Here is a 24,355-nt window from a genome sequence, read left to right as displayed (position 1 = left end):
CCTAAAACCATCACTAACTATTGATTGGCGGATTTACTAACAGTAAGCTTTAGGGCTTGAAAACAGCTGGTTAATATAGCTATTATCGATTTTTTACTACTGCATCTCCACGAGTGTTTATACCATGAACAATGCCCCTGCCGTCTACGTGCCAACCGAACCTGAAGGCAATGGGCTCACCTTGCCTATGCTACTCAGTTTGCTGGCGCATGGTATAGTGCTTGGCGTACTAATATATACTTACCAGCAGCCTGAAATAGAACCGGCTGGCAGTATTGAGACTACTATGGTATCTCCAGGAGAGTTGGCACAGATGCAAGGGCAGATACTGGCCAACCGTGCTGCTGCCCAAGCGCAAGCCTCCAGTGCCAGTAGCAACTCAGCGACTATGCCAATGAACGAGTCTAATAATAGCTTTGCCAATCCAAGTAGCTCGCAGTCAAACTCACAACAATCCTCGGTGTTCACCCAATCTAATGACCCAGCGACTCGACCGCTGCTAATGAGTGAAGAGCAGCAACAGCGCTTACTTGAGCAATCGAGAGATTATGATCGCAGCATAGCTGAGTGGACTACAGACTTAGATGACAGTAGTCTGGAAAATCTAACTCAAGCCGATCAACAGCAAATTGACGAGCAAAAAAAGCCTGCAGACTCCCGAGCCAAAAGTACTGATCAAGTTAAAATTAACAAGCCTAGTAGAGATGATCGCAACATAAATATCGAATTGGGCGGTTCAGGCAAGAGCTTTGATCTATCAGACGGTCAGTCGACAGCCAGTGCTGGCAGCTCATCTGGAACGAGTAACAAGTCCTCAGGGGGCAGTCGTGGTGCCAGTAATGGTGAGATCGTCAATTTAATCAAACGCAACTATAGCCCTCCTACTGGTGCTAAAGGCTCAACTCAGCGCACTACCTTATCTATCACTGTTAATGCTAATGGTGATGTAGTCAGCGTTTCTGCTTCTGGTGCCAATGAGGCGGTCAACGAAGCCGCTAAGCAAGCGGTAAGAGGGGCTCGCAACCTACCTATTGATACTGATGACCCTAAATACCCTACCTTTACTATTCAGTTTAATGGCAGTAACTAGCATGGATAAAAGCTCACTGAGCCAATAACTGAGCTTACTTTAGGAGCCTAATGTAGGAGCTTAGTCTAGGAGATTCGTCGGATGAGACTTCACCCTATAACAATATTGCTTGTCATCTCAATAGCGGTTTTAAGCCTATTTGCATCGCCCCTATTAACGGCCAAGAACATCCCTGCATCCCTAAATCTTGATACAAGCCTGCCACCCGCTACCGCTATTTTTATACCTTTTACTAATGATAGTATCTTATCGCCGATTATAATAAAGGATCTGCAGCGCACTGAGCTGACTATCATTAGCGAAAATTCGCCCTTACGCTCCCCTAATGATGTTGTCGATAGCAGTTATCGATCACAGGCGCCAGATATTGCTGACTATCTTATTACAGGCGCTACCACTGTTAATAATGCTAAAATAATCATCAATTATAAAGTTGTCGATATACATTCAGGGCAAATCGTTGCCAACGAACAACATTTGATTTTAGATAATGATGACTATAGTTTACGTTATGGTGCTCACCGCATTGCTGACAGCCTTTATGAGATAATCGACAATAGTCAGAAGTAATAACGATAGTGCTCCTTATAACAAAGTTTGTTTACAACAATAGTCGATTACCTAAGAGCGAATATCAGCGCCCCTACTTACTGTTAACTCAACTTTAGCTGAGCCTTTGTGATTCTTATTTTAGTAATTTGTTACATTTACCCTATTACTTTCATATTAAACTTATCTTTAATGAAATTATCCGTTTATGACACACTTATCTTAATGCTAATAGGAGCTTGATTTGGCCTTACATACTCACAAAAAGTTATTAACAGTGCTACTGGCTAGCGTCACAAGTTTACTTGTTGCCCCTACTGCCTTTGCCGCTCCTGTAGTATTACAGTTAGACTATGAAATTCCTGTCGAACAAAACCAAGTGGCTTTTGTGCCTTTTGCTGGGGATTCGGTTATGTCTGCAGTGGTGCTAAACGATTTGAACCGTACCGAATTAAAAGCCACTAGTACCGGATTGCCACAACAGCCTCGTAGTATCAGTGAGTTGGCAGGAACCTTGCCCGTTTGGCAAAATACTGGTATTCCCTATTTAGTAGTAGGTAGCACCCGCACTGATCGCGGTAAGATCGTCACTGATTATGAAGTAATAGATGTCAAAGCTGGGCGCTTGCTTGAGGGCAAACAGACCTTAAGCGCTGATAACAATAAAGAGAGCATGCGCTATGCAGGCCACGTTATCGCTAACAAAATATATCAGCTAATCACTGGTATACCCGGTGACTTCTCAGGCCGTATTGCCTATATTGAAGAGACTGGCGTAGGTAAAAATAAAGTCTCACGCCTAAAAGTGATGGATGCTGACGGTGAGAATGCTAAGACTATTACTGAAGTAAAAGGTTCTATCTTTGCTCCCGCTTGGTCACCTGATGGTTCAAAAATAGCTTATTCCGTCCTGCGTGATAAATCTTATCAGACGATCTATGTACAGAATGTTAACGGCGGCGGTGCCACCCATATCACCCCTTACAATGGTACTAGTATTAGCCCGTCCTTCTCTCCTGATGGTAGCAAAATTATATTTTCGGGAAGCTTTGAAGGCAGCGAAAATATTTATGAGATCAATGCTGGTGGAGGCAACTTAAGAAAACTGACTAACTGGTCGTCGAGTGAATCGCAACCAAGCTATGCTCCTGATGGCAAATCTTTTGTATTTGCCTCTAACAAAGCGGCATTTAGCAGACCTGAGATCTATCGTTATGAGTTTGACTCAGGACGTATCAGTAAAGTCTCTAGAGGTGGCTATGCCTCTACGCCCAAATACAGCAGTGATGGTAAACAAATTGGTTTCTTGAGTGGTCGCTCAGCGGCTATTATGGATAATAATGGTGCGATAATCACTAACATTGGTAACACAGGTCTCGATGAAGGGGTCAGTTTCTCACCTAATGGTAAGCGTGTGGTCTACGCATCGTCACAAGGGGGCAAAGGAGTGATCACTATTAAGTCGCTTAATGGCGGGGCATCTTTTGGTAAATCTGGTCAAGGAACTATCCGCTCACCTGTCTGGTCAGCCAATCCTAACAACTAACAACTAACAACTAACAACTGTTAAATTCTAACGCCCTTATTATAGTTAGTTTTATGAACAAAAAAGCGTCCGATACTAGTATCGGACGCTTTTTTTATGAGTACTAATTATAGTGGCTTATTATATTCTAGTGGCTTACTCTAAAAAACCAGCTATAGCCGTTAATCATCGGAAGGGTCATGACCTGGTGGATTATCTTGACGAAGTTTTGCCACGTCAGCGGCAGTCACTGGATCTTTATAACCATTCAAATCAGTACGAATATATTGAGTCACTGCTGCCATTTGCTCATCATCCATCATAGTATGGAATGAGGGCATACCACGAAAACCATTGATCAAAATATCAATCACGTAGTATTTAGACTCCATCTTACTATTGTTAGCTAGCGGAGGATAATAACCAGCACCTATAGCCCCTTCGCCTTTATGCATATGACAGGCCGCACAAGACTCATGATATAGTTTTTCACCATCATTAGTACTATAGGAATTGTCTGTACCAAATATCGCTTGCCACTGCTTCAGTTCAGGATCATCTGCTATCGTTGGTAATGAGCTAGTATCCACAATATTGACCGGCTTCTCAGTAAGTTCTTCACGAGTCATATATACCCCGCCCCAAGCGCCATCATTACGGCTAGATTGAATATCATAGGCTTTAGGGTCATCATTACTGTTGGCAGAATCCTTGCCATTAGCTTGTACTGCAGGTTCTGCTATCGTTGGCGCATCTGCATCTGTAGACGAGCAGCCAGTCAATGCTGACATGGCCAAACTAACACTAGCAATAACCGTCACAAGTGGATATTTAAAATAATTCATAGTCACCTCTTTATTTCTTTATCTATGACGGATGGCTATACGGCCTTCGCTCTTTTGTGTAGTCGATTAGCAGTGTCGAGTCCGGACAAAATTGCCCCTTCTTGCCATGCAGGGATATGGGAGCAATGCTCCCCCGCCAATACAATACGATTATCAATGCTACATAGCGTATCGTAGTACTGCTCGCGACTAGATGCACTCCATATACCATAACAGCCGAGCGTCCATGGAATACGATGCCAGACTACCGAAGTACCCGCCTTAAACTCTTTAGGATACTGGGGATGAATATGCTTACCATAGGCTAAAGCGGCATCAATACGCTGTTGCGGCGTTAGCGCATTAAATTTATAAGAGGTCTCACCAAAGCCATAGCCGCCAAGTAATACCCCTGTGCCATCTTTGAACATATTCTGCGAAGGATAAGATATTTGGGTGATAGGCATATCGGTATAAGTCACCCCACCATAAATCCACTCATCCTCTTCCCAAAAGCGACGTTTAAACTCAAGTCCTACTTTGAATGATGTGTCATAAGGCACAGCGGCCATAGCTTGCTTCATAGGCGCTGAAACATTGATATCCATCTGGGTCAATATCGTTAACGGAATAGTACAAATACACCAATCCGCGCGCACTGTTTTGGCCTCATTGCCGCCACCATTGCTGTCGACATACTGTACAGTAACCCCAGTATCATCCTGCTCGATTTTGGTCACTTTGGCATTCAGAGTGATCATGTCACGGCACTCACGAGTGAATGCATCGCCAATTTTACCCATGCCGCCTACAGGCTGAAACATCGTTGGCTGATGGTTCTCAATAGTGAAGTTAGATAAGTCAGCCCACATTCCTGAGTTTAATAAGCTATTGAGCGGAATAGGCTTCGAAGGCTTAGCATCAGGCATCAAGCCCCCACCCGGATAGACGCTAAACCCACGGTAAGTACCAGTATCATGGCTGCGAAGATAGCGATAATCTTTATCGAGCACGCCCCAGCCTTTTAGGCCCTCAAGCAGTTTCTCTTTATCTTCAGTATTCACTGACCGATCAAGGCTACCGACGTTAACCGCTTTTGATAATAGCTCTGAGACATAGCCTCTGACGTCAGATTGTACATCCCCTAAACGCTGCGGTACCCCATTAAAGTGGTTAGTACGATGCAAATAGGCTCTAGAGTTATCTTGGATAAAAGGTTCCATCGCCACGCCGAATTTTTTGCAGTAGCTCATAACGGCATAGTGATGGCTCGGCAGACGCCAAGGTCCACCATTGAGATAATTACCCTCTTCAAAATCACAAGTTACCGTTTCGCCACCAAGCTCAGTGTAGCTCTCACCACCATTAACAGACCAGCTACGACCGCCACCACGATTTTGGTACTCTAATACCTTGACGCTATAACCCGCTTTACGTAGCTCATAAGCGGCAGTGAGTCCAGCAAGACCAGCCCCGAGAATAATAATACTAGCGCCAGCAGGAGCACCTGATAATTCCATACTCTGTTTAAAACTAGACTCTGAGGCAAAACCCAAAGTAGTCATTGCTTGGTACATTGCCGTTGCGCCAGCAGTCTTACCAATCATTGACAATAGTTGGCGCCGGGTGGGTGATTGAAGCATATCTTTCATAATCTTATCCTTATGGGATAACTAGTATGACGGTAGGCAATATTTAGTAGTACGATTACTATTGAGGAGGGCTAGATCTTCGCTGTCACTCAAAATAATAGTCAATCGTAAATAAATACCCTACTCTCTACTCCCTAGTCATTAACCCTAATTTTGTTATAGCTATCTTTAAAATTAATACGGTAGGCTAAGTTTTTTAAAGCAAAAACCTACACCTTGTAGCTAAGTACGACGGCGTGAGCGGATCATAGTGCGAATAATAAAAGCAATGACTATCAACGTTACGACCATACCTATAATCGCTAAAAAGCCGGCATATTTGATTAAAAAAGGTTGCTCAGGCTCCGCAGTCGCCACCCGATCAACATCATCAGCACTGACATAACTACTAGGCAAACCACCAAAGTTGACGCGTACATAGTTAGTAATATCGGCTATTTGTGCGCTGCTCAAATCTTCTGAGAATCCTGGCATACTCGGGCTAGTATTAGTACCGCCTTTAACCCCATGTGCGATCACATTAATAATGGCATTAGGCTGCTCACGGCGCAGACTAGTTAGGCCCACGATAGGTGCATAACCTGCATCGGGCTGAGCGTATCCATTGACCCCATGACAGCTAGCACAAGCAGCAAGGTATAAGCCTTCTGCAGAGTTACCATCTACCTTAACCTTGGCTTGTTTTAGATGGTCTTTTTGCGCAATAAGGTCATGAGTGATTGACTGGCTGACTGGATTTGGTAGCTTTGAGATATCTACAGCAGTGATCTTGTTTTCAGTAGCGATCGCCGGTACAGCTTTTAGATAAGAAGCTATAGAGTTTAAATCTTCGTCTTTTAGATAACGGGTACTGTGTGCCACTGCCTCGGCCATAGGTCCGCCAGCATAAGCACGCTTATCAAGCTTACCCGTACGCAAATAAGTGACAATGTCATGCTCAGTCCAACTACCAATACCACTGTCGTTGTCAGGAGTGATATTAGGGGCATACCAGTTACCCAAAGGGGCACCCGATAAGTACATGCCCTTATTAAAGCCCATAGTACTGTTACGCGGTGTATGACAAGTGCCACAATGCTCTAAATTATTGACTAAATATTCGCCACGTTTTTGAGGCTCAGTTAAACCTTCGCGCTTATGTGAAGAAGGAATATTAATAGCATTCCACCCTAACATTAAGGTGCGAAAATTAAACGGGAATGGCAGGCTAGTTTTGTGCTCAGGCGCTTCATCGAATGCTGGTACAGTCTGTAAATACGCAAACAGAGCATTGATGTCTTCATCAGTCATGCCATTGTAAGAAGGATATGGCATGGCAGGATATAGCATATGCTTAGGGGTACGACCTTTTTGCAGAGCATTTTTTAAATCTTTTTCGGTATATTTACCGATACCATAACGTTTGGATGGCGTGATATTAGTAGAATAGATATCACCCATAGGAGTGGCAATCGGTGAGCCGCCAGTATAATCTTCGCCGTGACAGGCCATACAGTCAGCAGCGCGCGCAATATAAGCGCCACGATTGACTAAGTCGCTGTTAGTTGGTTTGACATTGGGCAGGCTGCTTGCTTCTGGTAGGCCGCTGGCATGAGCGACACTGTTAGTGTTAGCAATAACAACTGGTGAGGTAGCGACATCAGCCATGGCAGCACTGGAGATGATAGCGATGGTCAGCATCGACAACATCATAGAAAGTGGCTTCATAATTTCCTCTTATAGCTGGCAACCTAAGTAAATTGCTGGCATTTTAATTATCTTCAATATTTTGCAATTGTCATGTTACAACTACTTATAAATGCTGGGGATGACCCTGCTTGAGATGGTTTATCCTAAGCAGTAGTCACAGAGCATTAGCGTTACTCTAATAGCTGACAATTTAGAACTATTTCGCTAATATTGCTAGAATAATAACCTACTTGTTCTATTATTTTACAAAAGTAAAAATATTGATTAATTAAGTAATTTTAGCAACATTAATGTTATCGAATACTGCTGTATCGATAACTTATTAATAAAGCTAATTAAAAACAGCTACTAAGCAGCGTAATCTATTAACTCAGCTAAACTTTAACCGCTACTTATTAAGTAATCTTGCACAGTATCCAGTCATTGCTAGCGGTATGGCGATTATAGCTTGTACATAATCACTACAGTAGTATGGGCGAATTATGAGATTTTGATAGCAATAGAATAGACAGCCAGTTAACCCTAGCTGCAAAGCTATAATGGCATTAAGTTATCGACACTCCTTAACAAACAGTGGCTAATTAGCAAATCTGCCGCTTCATTGCTGACTTCTATCTACATTTATACCTCTTTTATTGCTTAGCTATCCTAGGTTAAAAATTATATGAAAATATTGATGCTCACTGGGCTATTAGTGCTAGCAACAGGGTTAAATGGCTGTCAAAACCTACAGCTTGGCGCCAGTCCTATTCCTGTTATTGCTTACGATAGTGCCAAATAGCTAGTTGCTAAAGCTTGGCAGCTTTTAAAGTTAGGGCTAAATTCACCAGCACTAAAAAGGGCAGATATCTATTAAGATATCTGCCCTTTGATGCTAGTAAAAATTATTTATAGAATGTGGTTGAAGCGCTTATTCAAAGCTCTTACCTAATAAACACAGTTGCAAAATTTAGTTATAAAACCTGCTGATAACACTGCGCTTGACCGACTAGTTATAAACACTGACTCGCTACATTACTTTGATTATGCTAACTGTTAGTAGCTGCTGGCTTATGCTTGATAATAGTCTTGGCTAAATGATCGCCAAACCAAATAGCGGTATCGATATCGCCTTTACATGGGGTTTCTGCAGGAGAAGCATCTCCTGACTGAGTCATCAAGCCTAAGAAACTAGATAGTCGATTTAGATCATGCTCCTTGTGACCTGTAGGCATCAAGGGTAAGCCTATCCAGTTCATACCGTGCTGCATAGTATAAAGACAGATCTGCTGTAATACCGCCAGCTTATCACCGCTTAAACCACCTGAGTTGGCAAAGCCTGCCGCCCACTTCCCTTCCCACTCACGATTGTACCAACGCTTTGAGGTCTCATCCATAAAAGTCTTAAAACCGGCGGGCACACTACCCATATAGACTGCACTTCCGAATACTAATAAGTCCGCCTGGTCTACAAAATCCCAGTCGACCTCATGAACATCTACTGCTTTCACTTGCAACTCTGGTAGCTGCTGGCGTGCACCCGTCACTATAGCTTCAGCAACCCTTTTAGTATGACCATAGTTACTATGGTAAATAACCGCTATGGATATCGTGTTGTTAGGAGGGACTAAAGGGGGCTCTATAGATGTATTCATACAAACTCTAATAATAAATTGATGATGTCTGTTAGCAAAAACTCAGTGCTACAATAATTAACGCTCACTGTTTTGGCAGCAGCTAGCTTTTTATTGGGTCACTGCGAGCAATAATCAACGCCATGCGTCCCGTTGCTGGTTGTTGTCTATGAGTTTGACGCCGATAAGAGTAATAGCGACTGTCATCATAACTACAGGCAACTGGCAACTCATTGGCGACACTAATATTTAATAACTGTAGCTGAGCGGCGGCAATCTTCGGTAAATCAAGGTTTAGCTTACCCGCCCAGTTGTTAGCGTCAGTATCAGTATTAGTCTCAGTCTCAACAGACTTGCAGAACCAAGACTGAAAATTGTCGATAGCCTCTGGCGCTAATAACCGATTATCGACACAGCCGGTCAATAAACGCTCTGCTACTTCTGCATTAACTTGGTAATGCTGTTGACTAATACAGACCCCAATCCAAGCCATAATCGGTGCGCTCAGATCAAAGCTTTTAGCTGTAGCTTTTATAACCCCACAAGCCAGCCCTTGCCAGCCAGCATGAATAGCCGCTATCTGTGCAGTAGTAGGCTGATATAGCACGATAGGCACACAGTCGGCAGTCATAATGGCTAAGCCAATATTGTCTTGGTAACTGACCATAGCATCAGCATCCACCGGTTGCATAGTCAGCATAGTGGCATCAATATCGTGGACTTGCTCACCATGCACTTGATTAACCCAGTGCAAAGCTTTGATAGGCTGATGTGTGCTCGCTAGCTGTCCATTAATAGCGCTCAATAACCGCATACGGTTTTGCAGTACTTGCTCAGCGTTATCTTGTACGTGTAGACCTAGATTTAGCGCCGCATAGCTGTTCTGACCTTCTGCGAGCATATGCTGATCGTTTTTAGCATCCAAGCTATTAGCATCATCGATGGCGTTGCTATTATTGCCAGCATCAGCATCAGCATCAGAAATTGTAGCCGTAGCTGCAACCGCATCCGATGATAAGCTCGCTTTACTAAAAGCGGCCGTTTGCAATACTATAATATCATCGAGCCGAGCCAGCACAGCGATAGGAGCTGGCTTAACTACCTGACTATTATCAGGATAAACACTAATAGGCAACTTATCGATCATCTGTTATGGCCCGCCTTTTTATAAACAGCTTATTTAGCGATTTTTATTCAGGAAAGTAACCTTCGCTTAGTACAGCGATTAGCTGCTGCATATCTTCAGGAATAGGGGTAGTGACTTCAATATCTTCACCAGTGGTTGGATGTACAAACCCTAAAGCATAAGCATGCAAAGCTTGACGTGGGAAGTTACTAATAGTTTCACGCTGCTTGTCTGTCAGCCCTGAGCGTAACTGGCGACGACCGCCATAAACCCGATCACCGACTATAGGATAAGTAATATGGCTTAAATGCACCCGAATCTGATGGGTACGGCCAGTCTCAAGACCCACATCTAACAAAGTATAGTTATCATTAAGAGCAGTGACTTCTAATAAATGGGTTACCGCCTCACGCCCTGCGGTCATCACGGTCATCTTAGTACGCTGATTACGATGGCGACCAATAGGGGCATCGATACGACGGTGACGCATCAAGCTGGCTTGATCACCAGCTACTACACACTGATAATGACGATAAACTGATTTATCTTTTAATTGCGCCATCAATGCCATTTGTGCCGGCTTAGTTTTGCCTATCAGTAGTAGCCCCGAAGTATCCTTATCGATACGATGGACTAGTCCAGCACGTGGCAAATGATGTTGCTGCGGATAGTGATAAAGCAAGGCGTTGACTAGCGTACCGGTCTGATTGCCTGCCCCAGGATGCACTACCATGCCAACTGGTTTATTAATGACTAATACCGCCTCATCTTCATAAACCACTTCGATATCGATGTTTTCTGGCTGATCTTCACCGTGCTGCTGTAGAGTAGTCGATAAGTGTAAAACATCATTAGGTTTTACTCGTTGCTTTGATTTTTGCACTTTACCATTATGTAATAAACTGCCATCAGCAATCCAACCTTGCAGTTGCGCCCGCGAAAAGTCGGTAAATATCAGTGAAGCCACTTTATCAATACGTAAGCCTGCTTCGTTTTCTGCAACGATATGAGTGACGTTAATCACTTCTGGTATCGGCTGACCCGCTACGCGCGGCTCATCACTATAGCTGCTTTCTTCATCTTGATCTTCGTCTTCATCATCGAGCAACTCATCATCGTCAAGTAGCTCAGCGTTTTCCTCATCGAAGTCTACCGCCACCCCATCGTCAAGCTCGTCACTAGCATTATTATCAGATAGCTCATCAGTAGCTAACAAATCTTTTGCAACTCGTTGGTCATCTAGCGCTGGATTATTATTCATAGCATTATCATTCATAGCAAATTCATACATAGTAAAGCCACGATAGTGGACTTTATGAAAAATATAGATAATTATCTGACTATCTAGCCCATAGGCAATAGCCGAAACAAAAAGCCGGTTTAGTTATTGGCTAGTGTAGCATGGCAAATGCTCAAGCCCTATAGCCACTGTGAGTTATCTGTTATTTTTGACCGCTCAACCGCCGCTAATGCTTGAGCTACCCTAGTAATGATTGCGCAATTATGTAGTCCTTATTAGCACGCTATTAACTCTCTACAATATAACATCGTGGTAATTTACTGTATATTTAACAGCGTGGATTGGATTCTTCATCGCCCATTATCGTCGCTCGTGCTAAACTAGCAAGATTATTGTGCTCTGTTACTCGGTTTATTGCTCAAACTAAAGGCTGTCAAATAAAGACAGTAGACCATCAAGCTGTATGCAACTGACTAAAATAAACCATGAAAAAATAGACTACACCACTATTATTCTATAAAGTAAGCAAGATTTTGTTGCTAGCGTTAGCATAAGTCATGTCCCGTTATTTGCAGATGGCTTTATCCATTGTTTTGCAGACGACTTTACGGTACTTGGCTAGGGCTGCCTTTTTATCATTAACCTGTTATAAGTATGATGGCATTGCTGCTGTTATGCATTTTGTGCGGAGAGAAGTATGCGTCCTGTAGGGAACACCTTTATCAAATTATCATCAGTAACCTTGCTAGCATTAAGCGTGAACTTAGTGGGCTGTCAGACTTTTAAGAATCTGACTGGCAAAAATGTCGATGCGGTTGAAACCGCCGAAAAAACTGAGCAAGCCTACTATCGTGATGCTGTCGATCAGATTGATAAAGGTCGCTATACTCAAGCGATTGAAGATCTGAACAGTCTACGTACCTTTTATCCTACTGGCCAATATGCCGAGCAATCGCTGCTTGATATCATGTATGCGCAATTTGCTGCGGGCAATTACGAGACGGCAGCCTCTAGTGCTGAGCGTTTTATAAGCCTTTATCCCTCAAACCCACAAGTCAGCTACGCTTATTACGTACGTGGTGTGGCTAACATGCAAGGCTCATCTGAAGGCATTAAGCTGTTCAAAACTAACCAAGCTGAGCGTGATACTGCTTACTTGCGTATTGCTTTTGCCAACTTCCAAGAGCTTGTTAATAAATACCCTAACAGCCCTTATGCTCCTGACGCCGCTCAACGCATGACTTTTATTTATAATCAATTCGCTGAGAGTGAATTGACGGCCGCCAATTGGTATATTAAACGTGAGGCTTATGTCGCCGCCGCTAACCGTGCTAAGTGGGCTTTCCAATATTATCCTCTTAGCGAGTCAGTACCAAATGCTATCGCTATCCTAGCTTATAGCAATAAGCAATTAGGGTTGAATGATCTAGCTGAACAATATCGCACGCTGCTACAGATTAACTATCCAAATATGCTGACTAGCAATGGACAAGTCAAGCTCGATACTAGAGCCGATCGCTCATGGTTGAACAAGCTAACCTTCGGTCAATTGGGTCGGGCCAGCATGATGGATAAGTCCAACGCTGACGGTCAGTATAGCGGTGCTACCAAAACCCAAATCGTCCTTGACGCGGCACAGCTACAATTGCCTAGCGCCAACGCTTCTGCATCGGGTATTGGCACTTTGCCAACTCGACGTGGTGGAGTCAATATCGGTTTAGGTCTGCCTGAAAGTGCTACTGAACAGGTTTCTGGACAAGGTAGTGCTAGCGCTGCTGCTATAGAAGCTGCTGTCGATCCGCTAAATACCAATCCGACTCGCCTCACTACTATGCCTAATGACAGTGGCCGCGATCGTATTCAGCTGAATCCAAACAATACCCCTAATACTAATAATGAAAGATAAGTCGCTGTCACAATACTAGTAAATAGTTACTGGTATTGGTATTGGTATTGGTATTAGGATAAATCATAAAAGTAAGGTCAACGACTATGTTGGCCTTACTTTTTGAGCTTTGGCTGAGCCCTTTTGCTGTTCTATTTATGATAGGGTAGCTACTATCCTAGAATAAAATATTCGTAATAAAATTTAATTATGCAGTCTTAGGGTAAAATATTTCTCTCATGAGTATCCCCAACCATATCCTCGAACAACTCAGTAGCCAAGCTGATCTTATCAGTATTATTGGTCGTCATACCACGCTTAAACGTGCGGGTAGCGAGTATAAAGGCTGTTGTCCGTTTCATGGTGAGAAGTCGCCTTCGTTTTATGTTAATCCGCAAAAGAACATTTATCATTGCTTTGGCTGTAGCGTTGGTGGTAATGCTATTAGCTTTTTGCGTGACTACGAAAACCTGACGTTTATGGAAGCGGTTAAAGAGCTATCCAAGCAGACGGGGATAGAAATACCTGAAGAAGATCAACAAAACGTTAGTTATCGGCGTAGCACAGCCAAACCCATTAATAGATCAGCCAGCCAGCCAGCGTATAACTCGCCACAGCCTAGCTCTAATCCTAGAACAGCGCCCGTACCTTCTACTAAGTCGTCGTCTAAGTCTAGTACTGCTAACTATAGTGATAATATTCAACAGCGAAGTGGCCAGCCTGACGATAGTGATACTGGCCACCCTACTTATGAGCACAACGCTAATGAGCTGAGCGTAACGCCCTATATTCCTTACTCAGATATCGACTACAGCAATGCTGGTGATATGGAGTACGGTAATGAGCAGTACAGTAATGAGCCGTACGGCAACCCAGATTACGGCAGTAGCGCTTATGATCACAACGACTATCATCCTGCTGACTACCTTTCAGCTGCACAGCAAGGCTCTGCACCTACCTGGTTGAGCGATGACTCATTTGTAGTGTCGAGCGCCGATGATAATAGTGAAAAAGACGGCAACTTATACGAGCTACTGATACAGATCCAGCAGTTTTACCAACGTAATCTAAATACTCATCCGCACGCTAAACATTACTTTATGACTCGCGGCGTCACTGAGCAGAGTTTAGACACTTTTGGCTTAGGTTACGCGCCTTTTGGTTGGCAGCATCTAGAGCATGAGTTTCCGCAAGATATCGCTGGTCTCAAGGCCTTAGGCTTAGTGCGTAGCTCAGATTCAGGACGCGACTATGACCTACTGCGTGATCGGGTTATCTTCCCTATCCGTGATAATCAGGGCCGAATCATTGGCTTTGCTGGACGGGCACTCGATGATGAAGTTAAGCCTAAATATATCAACTCCTCTGACTCGCCAGTATTTCATAAGCAGCATGTACTCTATGGCTATTATGAGTCTCGCCAGCAGCGTGCAGACCATTGGCTAGTAGTCGAAGGCTACATGGATGTGATCGCCCTTTATCAAGCTGGTATCTATGGGGCGATTGCCTCTATGGGTACAGCTATTAATGAGAGCCAAATCGCTCGTCTATTGACTCTTAACCCAACCTTAACCTTAAGCTTCGATGGCGATAGTGCTGGTCAAAAGGCGGCTTGGCGTACTCTGGAGATTGCCCTGCCCGTCCTTGGGGACGATAAAGAACTGCGGTTTTTAAGCTTACCGAATAATCATGACCCTGATACTTTTATTAGTAGTCAAGGGGCTGAGGCTATGCGTGAGCAGATCGCCAATGCCATGCCGTTATCGCAGTATATCTTTGCTTATCTGAGCGAGCGCTATGACTTGAGCTTAGCAGAAGGTAAAGCTAAGCTGATGTCACAAGTACGCACTTTGACTACGCTATTGCCAAAAGGCAGTAGTTTTCGCTATTTGCTCAATAACGATATCTATCAAAAGCTGGGTGGCAAGCGCAGTCAAAATATCGAGGCCAAAGATGCCTTGCTAGACTTCGATGGTGATATGACCATCAGTCAACAATTACAATTGTGCTTTTTGTTTCAGCCTAGCGCCTTAGTCGATGATCCTATTGTCATGATTTGGCAGCAGGCCGGTATTGATCGATTACAGTTCCCAGCCCACATTCAAAAAAGAGCAGCTACTGATGCCTTTCGAGCGCTGGCATGGGAGGATTTGCAGGACGCCGCCCTACTGGATATGGTTAGCACTATCAAGCGCTGCTTAAACTATTTGCCAAGTGATGCTAATGCAGCAGCACATTTTATTTTATCTAATCTCAAGCCGATGACTCAATTATCCTTGAGCCGAAGTTGGGGCGCTTTTTATAAAACTTTAAGTGCGCGCAATGTATTGAGCTTAGATGAGCTGATTGAGAATCTAGTGATGCAGCTGCTCAAACTACACCTACAAAAAAAGATGCAAGAGCTGATCAAAAACCCCGATCATGTCAAACTGGCGATCGTACGCAAACAGACCCAGCGCTTAAATGATTGGTTGCGTGAGCAGCAAGCAGAGCAGTCAGCGCAAATGGTCATTATTTAATGAATTTTTAGCGCTTAATCAGTCAAAGCAGACGTCAGGCCTTTAAAAGCAACCCGCTTGTCCCCATTGTTTATGATTATGGCTGATAATGTCTGTGCTACTAGCGGATAGTAAATGCACTAGCTTATGTTTGAATACTAGGGTCTGTGTTAAACTACGCCGTCGCTATATTAGTAGCGTTACTATTTAATGGTGAAAAGGGGTTTTGGATTGACCTTTTTACTCCATAAAAGACGCTATGCTTGACTGGTGAGTAATAGTGAAATAGGACATTAGTTAAAGCGTTGCGGCTGTTTTGCCATCTTTTACTCGTTACCTGCTTTTTGGGTTTTATTATTGTAGTATTTTGAGTTTTTTATTCATATCAACTCATTTTCGTTATTATCGATAATTATTTATAATTACTGTGCTTAGCTATGATCGATTCACTAGATTCATTGGTCGAAGCCAAAATTAGCTTATCGTATTGCGAAAATGTCCGACGCAAAAGTGAGTATTTATGAACGATAAGTCAGTTTCTAAGTCCACATCTCAGCTAGCCACCTTAATCCAAATGGGTAAAGAGCAAGGCTATTTAACTTATGCTGAGGTTAATGACCAGCTACCCGACTCTATCACTGAAAGTGATCAAATCGAAGATATTGTACAGATGCTGACTGATGTCGGTATTAAGATATTTGAGTCTGCACCTGATGACGACGATATCTTGATGAACGATGATTCGAGTGACGATGAATCAGCAGCTGATGAAGCAGCAGCAGTATTGGCAGCGGTTGAGACTGATCCAGGTCGTACTACTGACCCTGTACGTATGTACATGCGTGAGATGGGCACAGTTGATCTATTGACTCGTGAAGGCGAGATCGCTATTGCCAAGCGTATCGAAGAAGGTATTCGTGACGTCCAGCATGCCATGTCATATTGGCCTGGTACTGTCCAGTATGTCCTCGATGAATATCAGCGCGTCTTAGAAGGTGATAAAAAACTCTCTGACGTCATTACGGGCTTCTTAGATCCTGAAACCGAAGAAGATATAGCCGCTGCCAAGCTAGAAAAAGAGCGTGTTAAAGAAGAGCGAGAAAGAGAAAAAGAGAAAGAGAAAATGCCAGTTGTCAAAGCTAAGGTTAAAGCCAAGGCTGATAAAGATGATGACGAAGACGATGCTGATGACGTAGAAGACGAGAGCGAAGAAGAAGAAACCAGCGGTATCGATCCAGAAGAAGTACGTATTCGTTTAGAAGAGATCGAAGGCTTATTCATGACGGCCAAGCAAGCCTTGCTTGATTTTGGTCGTGGCAGCGTCCAAGCTAACGAAGCCTACGAGCAGCTGGCTGTACGCTTTATGATGCTCAAGCTTAATAACCGTATGTCTGATCAAGTTATGGCTATTATGCATGACGTTTATGATGATGTGCGTAAACAAGAACGTCAAATCATGCGCTTAGTGATTCGTCGTGGGCGTATGCCACGTGAAGAGTTCCGTAAGACTTTCCCTAGTAATGAGGCTAACGTCGATTGGTTGACTGAACGTCTTAAAGGTAAGCCTGCATTCGCTGAGACTCTAGAAAAAGTAACTGACGATGTTATTCTTCTACAACGTAAAATCCGTGATTACGAGCAAAAGCTCGACATGGAAATTCACGATATGAAGGACGTCGCTCGTCGTATGGCTATCGGTGAAGCTAAAGCTCGCCGCGCCAAAAAAGAGATGGTAGAAGCTAACTTACGTCTAGTTATCTCTATCGCCAAAAAATATACTAACCGTGGCCTACAGTTCTTGGATCTTATTCAAGAAGGTAATATCGGTCTGATGAAAGCGGTTGATAAATTTGAATATCGTCGTGGTTACAAGTTCTCGACTTATGCCACTTGGTGGATTCGTCAGGCAATAACCCGCTCTATCGCTGATCAGGCGCGTACTATTCGTATTCCAGTACACATGATTGAGACTATTAATAAGATCAACCGTGTCTCTCGCCAGCTGTTGCAAGAGATGGGCCGTGAGCCGACGCCTGAGGAATTAGGCGAACGTTTAGAGATGGACGAAGTCAAAGTACGTAAAGTACTGAAGATTGCCAAAGAGCCTATCTCTATGGAGACGCCAATCGGTGATGATGAAGACTCGCATTTAGGCGATTTCATTGAAGATCAAACTATCTCCAGCCCAGTTGATGATGCGACTTCAGCAGGTCTACGTGAAGCGACTCGTGATGTATTGAGTAACTTAACTGAACGTGAAGCACGCGTGCTAAAAATGCGTTTCGGTATCGATATGCCAACGGATCATACTCTTGAGGAAGTCGGTAAGCAGTTCGATGTTACTCGTGAACGTATTCGTCAGATTGAAGCCAAAGCACTACGTAAATTGCGTCATCCTTCACGTTCTGAGCATTTACGCTCGTTCCTTGAAAATGACTAATCTTTAGACCAGTCGCTTAAACAGTCCTGGTTAATCACAAAAAAGCTGAGCTAAGTCTCAGCTTTTTTGTGTCTGCTAGATAGGTACAGTTAACTCTGAGTATGGCTTGCTTATGATGGCTGAGTTCGTCTATCATAGAGACCAATGGGTTAATCAACCAGCGTTTAACTTAGATATTTAGCTTAAAAAAACCAACCAACCTTGTCGGGGTGCTTTGGCTATCAGATGTCCCTTTTAGAGCCTATTTTGGCTCTAGTGGCACTATGATAACCATTGCTGAGAATTACCCGCGAACCTGATGCAGTTAACACTGACGTAGGAAACAAGCGTGACTCTTTACTCCATACCTTTTACTAAAACCTTAGTCGTTTATTCACTATAAACGGCTGAGGTTTTTTTGTGGCTGTTTTTGGCTGCTCATTGCTTACTCATTGCCTGCTTAGCGCTTATTTTACTGCCCGTTACTATTTTGCTTGTGCTACTTATTTGTGCTTATTGCAGCCTAAGCTAATAACTTTGTCACTATTTTATACTTCTAGGCTCACTGATGACTGATTGCTAATTGTTAATTGCTATCGACAATAGCTTTACACTTTTTATGGACCTCTTAATCTTATGAACTATCAAACCTTACGTTATAACTGCCCGACTTGGGACAGTTACGTTGAGCATGACTTCGTCAATCAGCTCGCTGCAGGTACTCTCGATCCTGACAGCTTTCGCCACTACTTAGTGCAAGATTATTTATATTTGTTGCACTACACTCGGGTAATGGCTTTAAGCGTTTATAAAAGCGATACGCTAGCCCAAATGCGTATCGGGCAAGCAGGCATTAACACTATGCTAGATATGGAAATAGGTATGTATTTAGATTTTTGTAAGCAGTGGGGCATAAAAGTAGAAGAGGTAGAAAACACGGCTGAATCGGTAGCCACTATCGCTTATAGCCGCTATCTGTTAGATGCCGCTATGTCAGGCTCCCTGGCTGAGCTGTATGCCGCTATCGCCCCTTGCTTGATGGGCTATGGCGAAATCGGTAAACGCCTTAAAGCTCAAGGTTTTATTGCCAATAATCCTTACCAATTGTGGATTGATGTCTTTGCTAGCGATGACTTTCAGGCGATCACCGCCCAAAACGAGGCTTATATTAATCAGTTATTAGCCCAAGCAAGCCCCTCGCAAGCAGACAAATTTCAACAGTTATTTAACACCGCCTCACGGATGGAAGTTAATTTTTGGCAGATGGCTTTAGATCGGACTTAATTAATTAACGTATCAACGCATTGACTTATCAACCCATCACTATAAACCTTTTGGAGTATTACTATCATGGCTGCATTCGATGAACATGCAAGCGCCTACGACAGCTGGTTTTTTGATAACCAGAATTTACTTACTAGCGAGTTAAAATTAGTCGCCCATTTTTTGGATAAGCACAGTGAAATCTTATCTGTTGGCTGTGGTAGTGGCTTGTTTGAGATGCTGTTGGCGAAGGACTATGACATCCATATCAAGCACGGCATCGAGCCTTCAAAAGATATGGCAGAAGTCGCTGAAAAACGCGGTATTAAAGTCGATGTTAGGCCTGCGGAAACTTGTGAGATTGAGGCCAATAAGTTCGATATCATTATGTTCAATGGCAGTGTCAGCTACATTACTGATTTAGACTTGTGTATTAAAAAAGCTTTTGCTGCCTTAAAGCGTGGCGGTAAGCTGGCGCTCATCGATGTACCAAAGGAGAGTGGCTTTGCCAGCTTATACAACTTGGCCAGCTCATTAGGCACTTGGCAACATCCACTGCTTGAGCATATAGCACCCGCCGACCCTTATCCGATCGAGTTGGTTAAATCGGCCAACTGGCGCACCTCTGATGAAAAAATCGCCCTTATGCAAATCAATGGCTTCGTCGACTTTCAGTATGCGCAGACTTTAGTCACTCACCCTATGTACGCCAACGATACAGTACAAGAAGTGCTTACAGGTTATGACCGTGGCGACTATGTGGCTATCTGTGCTTCTAAAAAGTAGCTAACTGCTGACTTTTTTTGCAAGCCTATCTCTGTTAATGCCAAGAGCCTAGCTTAAGTGGTGCAAACATGGCTAGCCTTTAGGTAGATAAAATTAACCGGTGCTTTACGGTAACGGCCTATTGCCTTTACCCTTACAGCCCTTGAATAACCGCTTAACTGCCACTATAAACCATGCATACAACCGCTACTATCATTAGTCATGCCCAACAAAAAGTTAAATACATCGAAAGACTGAGTCGCTCTCAGCTTTTTTGTGGCTGCTGTTTTCACCTATTAAAGGTGTCACGCAAAAAATTTTACTATAGTGCATTACCTTGAGAAGTCGCATTAAAATCTTATTTAAAAATGAAATTAAAACTGAAATTAGCCATAAGGATTACCCAATGAGTGATAAGCAACAAACCACTAAAAAAGAGCTCAATATAGCCGAATTAGAGAACAGTACCGATAACTTAAAAGGCAAAAAAACGGATATCCAGAACCCAGAATTATGGGACTTCCCAATGGATTATCCGATGAGCATTATCGGTCATGAAGGTGAGCATGAGAGCTTACTAAATGAAATAAAGCTAATTTTAGGTAGCCAGTTCCCCGATTTTGATCTAGCTTCTATCGAAGTTAAACCTTCAAAAACCGGTCGTTTTCACTCTGCCCGTGTCAATCTGTATTTGACTACTGCCGAGCAAGTTAACAGCCTTTATGCTGCTCTTGATGAGGCAAAAACCGTACGCATGGTGGTATAAGCTGCAAAGCTATTAGTGAAATAAGACATTGGCAAAATATAGAAATAACTTTTTAGCATCACTATCGTCACTCTTATGGGTGGCGATTTTTTATGATTTGCGCTACAATCGGCTCCGCTAATTTTAGGCTTATTATCGCTATAATAATCACTATTATTCTTGACAAATATGCCAAGCTCAATAAAGCAAAACCCAATCTATTTTTTATAAATTATTTTAATATTTTGTTAATTCTGCCTAGCCCTTGCCCCATCGTTCTTTAGAGCAAAAACCAGCCAATCGGCTCTACTCGCAACATATAATACATATAAAATCAACCTAGTATTTTCAAAATTTTCCCGCTATATTGTGCCTACCTACTAATAAACACGCTATATGTAGTGCTCAGTGATTTTTATCACTATAGTGAGCAGTAGCCTGTTTTTGCCTTAAAAAGCTCAGCTAAGCTGTTGATTATTAGTAGTTTGATTATTAGTAGTTTGATTATTCATTTGATAATAAACGCTTCGCGGACTTAACCGCTTGGCGAATAATATAAGCAATTATTTACGAGGGTAGCATGACACATATCGACCAGATTCAAGTGACCAAACGCGATGGACGTTTAGAGCCTATTGATTTAGATAAAATCCATAAAGTTATCGAGTGGGCAGCTCACAAGTTAGATAATGTGTCGGTATCACAAGTTGAGCTAAAGTCGCATATTCAGTTTTATGAAGGTATCAAGACTCGTGATATCCATGAGACTATTATTAAGTCTGCTGCTGACTTGATATCAGAATCTACTCCTGATTATCAGTATCTAGCCGCACGTTTGGCTATCTTCCATCTGCGCAAAATCGCTTATAACAAATTTACCCCACCGCATTTATATGACCAAGTCAAAACCTTAACTGATGCTGGTAAATATGATGCCCATATTCTAGCTGATTATAGCCGTGAAGAGTTCGATGAGCTTAATGACTACATCGATCACTGGCGTGATATGAATTTGGCTTATGCTGCTGTTGAGCAAATGGCTGGTAAATACTTAGTGCAAGATCGCGTCACTAAGACTGTATATGAGAGCCCGCAATTCTTGTATGTGCTAGTAGGTATGTGTCTGTTCGCTAGCTACGATAAAGCTGAGCGTATGGACTATGTGAAGCGTTTTTATGATGCCACTTCACAGTTTAAGATCTCGCTACCTACGCCGATTATGTCTGGTGTGCGCACCCCATCACGTCAGTTTAGCTCCTGCGTACTGATTGAATGTGGTGACAGCCTTGACTCTATCAACGCCACTACTAGCGCCATCGTACGCTATGTCTCGCAGCGCGCTGGTATCGGCATCAATGCTGGCCGTATTCGTGCCCTTGGTAGCCCTATCCGTGGCGGCGAAGCTCAACATACTGGCTGTGTACCTTTTTACAAGCTGTTCCAAACTGCGGTAAAATGTTGCTCACAAGGCGGCGTACGTGGCGGTGCAGCTACCCTATTCTATCCGTTATGGCATCTAGAAGTTGAGTCGCTATTAGTCCTGAAGAATAACCGTGGCGTTGAGGACAACCGTGTCCGTCACATGGATTATGGCGTACAGCTAAACAAGACTATGTACACTCGCCTAATCAAAGGCCAAGACATCACTATCTTCTCACCGGGCGATACTCCGGGCTTGTACGATGCGTTCTTTGAAGATCAAGATAAGTTTGAAGAGCTATATACTAAGTATGAGAATGATGAGTCTATTCGTCAGCGTAAGATTCCAGCGACGGAACTGTTCAGCTTAATGATGCAAGAGCGTGCCAGCACTGGTCGTATCTACATTCAAAACGTCGATCATTGCAATACTCATAGCCCGTTTGACCCCACTGTTGCGCCTATTCGCCAGTCCAATCTATGTATGGAGATTGCGCTACCGACTAAGCCACTCGACAACATCAATGACGAAGCAGGCGAGATTGCCCTGTGTACTCTATCAGCGGTTAACTTAGGCAAAGTTGAGCATGTCAGCGATATCGAAGAGCCAGCTGAGCTGATCGTCCGTGCTCTTGATGCCCTACTTGATTATCAAGACTATCCGGTCAAAGCTGCTGAGAACGGCAGTATGCGTCGCCGTACGCTCGGTGTTGGCGTTATTAACTATGCCTATTACCTTGCTAAGAATGGCGTACGCTATTCAGATGGTAGTGCGCTTGGTCTGACCCATCAAACCTTTGAAGCGTTGCAATTCTATCTCTTAAAAGCCTCTAATAAATTGGCCAAAGAGCAAGGCGCTTGCCCAGCTTTTAATGAGACCACTTATTCGCAAGGTATCTTACCGATCGATACGTATAAAAAGGATCTGGACAAAATCTGTCAGGAGCCATTGCATCTTGATTGGGAAACCCTGCGTACCGAGATCACTACTCATGGTCTGCGCAACTCGACTTTGACTGCCTTGATGCCGTCTGAGACTTCTAGTCAGATTGCCAACGCTACTAATGGCATCGAGCCACCACGCGGCTTAGTGTCGATTAAGGCGTCGAAAGATGGCATCCTCAAGCAAGTGGTGCCTGAGATCGAGAAGCTAGGTAGTCAGTACGAGCTACTATGGCAAATGCCTAACAATGATGGCTATCTAAAATTAGTCGCTATTATGCAAAAGTTCGTTGACCAAAGTATCTCAGCCAATACTAATTATGATCCCACGCATTTTGAGGGCGGTCGTGTGCCGATGAAAGTGCTCCTACAAGACTTGTTGACAGCGTATAAGCTAGGCGTAAAAACTTTGTATTATCACAACACTCGTGATGGTGCCAACGACGCCCAAGCGGATATGGAAGATGATTGTGCTGGTGGCGCTTGTAAGATATAGATGCGTAATAAAATCAAGCTATTTGACTATTTTCTATCTAGCCCAGCTTCTCATGAAACTGACAACCAAATCGTAGATTCTGATGATTGGGAAGCTAAATACGATGTAAGTATAAACATACTTAAAGAAGAGTACTTATTAAGTCTTAGTAGAATAAGAAACGTAGATGAAAAAGCTAATAAGTATTTAATAGTAGTTTCAATCGTTTTTTTAGGCGTTTTCACTTCTTTATCTAGCTCATTTATAGATAGTCTTAATTTCAAGTATGAAAACTTAGGAATAATAAATTTACTATCGATAGCTTTTTTAATTACTTTGAGCATTGGTATTTATTATAGTTTTAAACTTTTTCAATCTTTGCTAGGGTGTCTTAACTTAACTGAAATTAGAAGGATGCCTAATATTTTAGAAAAGTTATCACTTACTGGCGAGTACACTTCAGTAGTATATAAATACAGACTGATAGAATGTTATCAAGAAGCTATAGAGGCTATTTCTCAATCTGTAATAGAAAAGCAAAAATATCTAAAAAACGTTTCGCACAATATAGAGAAATCTACCTTTTTTTTATTCACTTCACTCATGTTGCTATTTTTCATACATATTATAAGGTAA

Annotated in this window: 17 protein-coding genes and 1 riboswitch; of the genes, 11 read left to right on the top strand and 6 right to left on the bottom strand. The window is 42.9% G+C overall.

Features of this window, described 5'->3' with window-relative positions:
• Nucleotides 1–124: 124 nt before the first annotated feature.
• The 3 genes from KZA12_RS02330 (at nucleotide 125) to KZA12_RS02320 (ending at nucleotide 3,185) form a co-directional block, all read left to right on the top strand.
• Nucleotides 125–1,090, top strand: coding sequence for a TonB C-terminal domain-containing protein (locus KZA12_RS02330; RefSeq protein WP_201623753.1), 966 nt, complete (start codon nucleotides 125–127; stop codon nucleotides 1,088–1,090).
• Between the two features lie 81 nt (nucleotides 1,091–1,171).
• Nucleotides 1,172–1,660: a FlgO family outer membrane protein gene (locus KZA12_RS02325; RefSeq protein WP_218689057.1), complete on the top strand. Its 489-nt coding sequence runs from the start codon at nucleotides 1,172–1,174 to the stop codon at nucleotides 1,658–1,660.
• 223 nt (nucleotides 1,661–1,883) lie between these two features.
• Nucleotides 1,884–3,185 carry a PD40 domain-containing protein gene (locus KZA12_RS02320; protein WP_201623755.1) on the top strand — a complete coding sequence of 434 codons (1,302 nt, stop codon included), beginning with the start codon at nucleotides 1,884–1,886 and terminating at the stop codon, nucleotides 3,183–3,185.
• Between the two features lie 161 nt (nucleotides 3,186–3,346).
• On the opposite strand, the gene KZA12_RS02315 is transcribed toward KZA12_RS02320, so the two are convergent.
• The 6 genes from KZA12_RS02315 to KZA12_RS02290 form a co-directional block, all read right to left on the bottom strand.
• A complete protein-coding gene (locus KZA12_RS02315) occupies nucleotides 3,347–4,009 on the bottom strand; it encodes a cytochrome c (protein ID WP_218689056.1) in 663 nt (220 codons plus the stop codon).
• Nucleotides 4,010–4,044: 35 nt separating this feature from the next.
• Nucleotides 4,045–5,640: a flavin monoamine oxidase family protein gene (locus KZA12_RS02310; RefSeq protein ID WP_218689055.1), complete on the bottom strand. Its 1,596-nt coding sequence runs from the start codon at nucleotides 5,638–5,640 to the stop codon at nucleotides 4,045–4,047.
• A 222-nt stretch (nucleotides 5,641–5,862) separates the two neighbouring features.
• Complete coding sequence (locus KZA12_RS02305) at nucleotides 5,863–7,347, bottom strand: cytochrome c (protein WP_218689054.1); 1,485 nt, start codon at nucleotides 7,345–7,347, stop codon at nucleotides 5,863–5,865.
• Between the two features lie 1,010 nt (nucleotides 7,348–8,357).
• A complete protein-coding gene (locus KZA12_RS02300) occupies nucleotides 8,358–8,963 on the bottom strand; it encodes a flavodoxin family protein (RefSeq protein WP_218689053.1) in 606 nt (201 codons plus the stop codon).
• 82 nt (nucleotides 8,964–9,045) lie between these two features.
• On the bottom strand, nucleotides 9,046–10,089 hold the full coding sequence (locus KZA12_RS02295) for a polyphenol oxidase family protein (RefSeq protein ID WP_218689052.1): 1,044 nt from the start codon (nucleotides 10,087–10,089) through the stop codon (nucleotides 9,046–9,048).
• 43 nt (nucleotides 10,090–10,132) lie between these two features.
• Complete coding sequence (locus KZA12_RS02290; RefSeq protein ID WP_373416570.1) at nucleotides 10,133–11,329, bottom strand: RluA family pseudouridine synthase; 1,197 nt, start codon at nucleotides 11,327–11,329, stop codon at nucleotides 10,133–10,135.
• Nucleotides 11,330–12,005: 676 nt separating this feature from the next.
• Between KZA12_RS02290 and KZA12_RS02285 the strand changes: the two genes are divergently transcribed.
• The 8 genes from KZA12_RS02285 to KZA12_RS02250 all read left to right on the top strand — a co-directional run bounded on the left by KZA12_RS02285 (nucleotide 12,006) and on the right by KZA12_RS02250 (nucleotide 24,355).
• Nucleotides 12,006–13,214, top strand: a complete 1,209-nt coding sequence (locus tag KZA12_RS02285) for an outer membrane protein assembly factor BamD (protein ID WP_218689050.1) — start codon at nucleotides 12,006–12,008, stop codon at nucleotides 13,212–13,214.
• Between the two features lie 218 nt (nucleotides 13,215–13,432).
• A complete protein-coding gene (locus KZA12_RS02280; protein ID WP_218689049.1) occupies nucleotides 13,433–15,712 on the top strand; it encodes a DNA primase in 2,280 nt (759 codons plus the stop codon).
• A 499-nt stretch (nucleotides 15,713–16,211) separates the two neighbouring features.
• A complete protein-coding gene (gene rpoD, locus KZA12_RS02275; RefSeq protein WP_201623764.1) occupies nucleotides 16,212–18,131 on the top strand; it encodes an RNA polymerase sigma factor RpoD in 1,920 nt (639 codons plus the stop codon).
• 195 nt (nucleotides 18,132–18,326) lie between these two features.
• A riboswitch (TPP riboswitch) is annotated at nucleotides 18,327–18,470 on the top strand.
• Nucleotides 18,471–18,746: 276 nt separating this feature from the next.
• Entirely contained in the window at nucleotides 18,747–19,394 is a 648-nt protein-coding gene (tenA, locus tag KZA12_RS02270; RefSeq protein ID WP_218689048.1) for a thiaminase II, read from the top strand.
• Nucleotides 19,395–19,460: 66 nt separating this feature from the next.
• On the top strand, nucleotides 19,461–20,159 hold the full coding sequence (locus KZA12_RS02265; RefSeq protein WP_218689047.1) for a class I SAM-dependent methyltransferase: 699 nt from the start codon (nucleotides 19,461–19,463) through the stop codon (nucleotides 20,157–20,159).
• A gap of 385 nt (nucleotides 20,160–20,544) precedes the next feature.
• On the top strand, nucleotides 20,545–20,904 hold the full coding sequence (locus KZA12_RS02260; RefSeq protein ID WP_227677302.1) for a YbeD family protein: 360 nt from the start codon (nucleotides 20,545–20,547) through the stop codon (nucleotides 20,902–20,904).
• Nucleotides 20,905–21,463: 559 nt separating this feature from the next.
• Complete coding sequence (gene nrdA / locus KZA12_RS02255) at nucleotides 21,464–23,740, top strand: class 1a ribonucleoside-diphosphate reductase subunit alpha (RefSeq protein ID WP_218689046.1); 2,277 nt, start codon at nucleotides 21,464–21,466, stop codon at nucleotides 23,738–23,740.
• Nucleotides 23,741–24,355 carry a hypothetical protein gene (locus tag KZA12_RS02250; protein ID WP_218689045.1) on the top strand — a complete coding sequence of 205 codons (615 nt, stop codon included), beginning with the start codon at nucleotides 23,741–23,743 and terminating at the stop codon, nucleotides 24,353–24,355.

This window comes from Psychrobacter sp. BF1 (assembly GCF_019279065.1).
In the GTDB taxonomy this organism is placed as follows: Bacteria; Pseudomonadota; Gammaproteobacteria; order Pseudomonadales; family Moraxellaceae; genus Psychrobacter; species Psychrobacter urativorans.
Note: the sequence above shows the minus strand (reverse complement) of the source record. Positions and strands in the feature narration are given on the sequence as shown.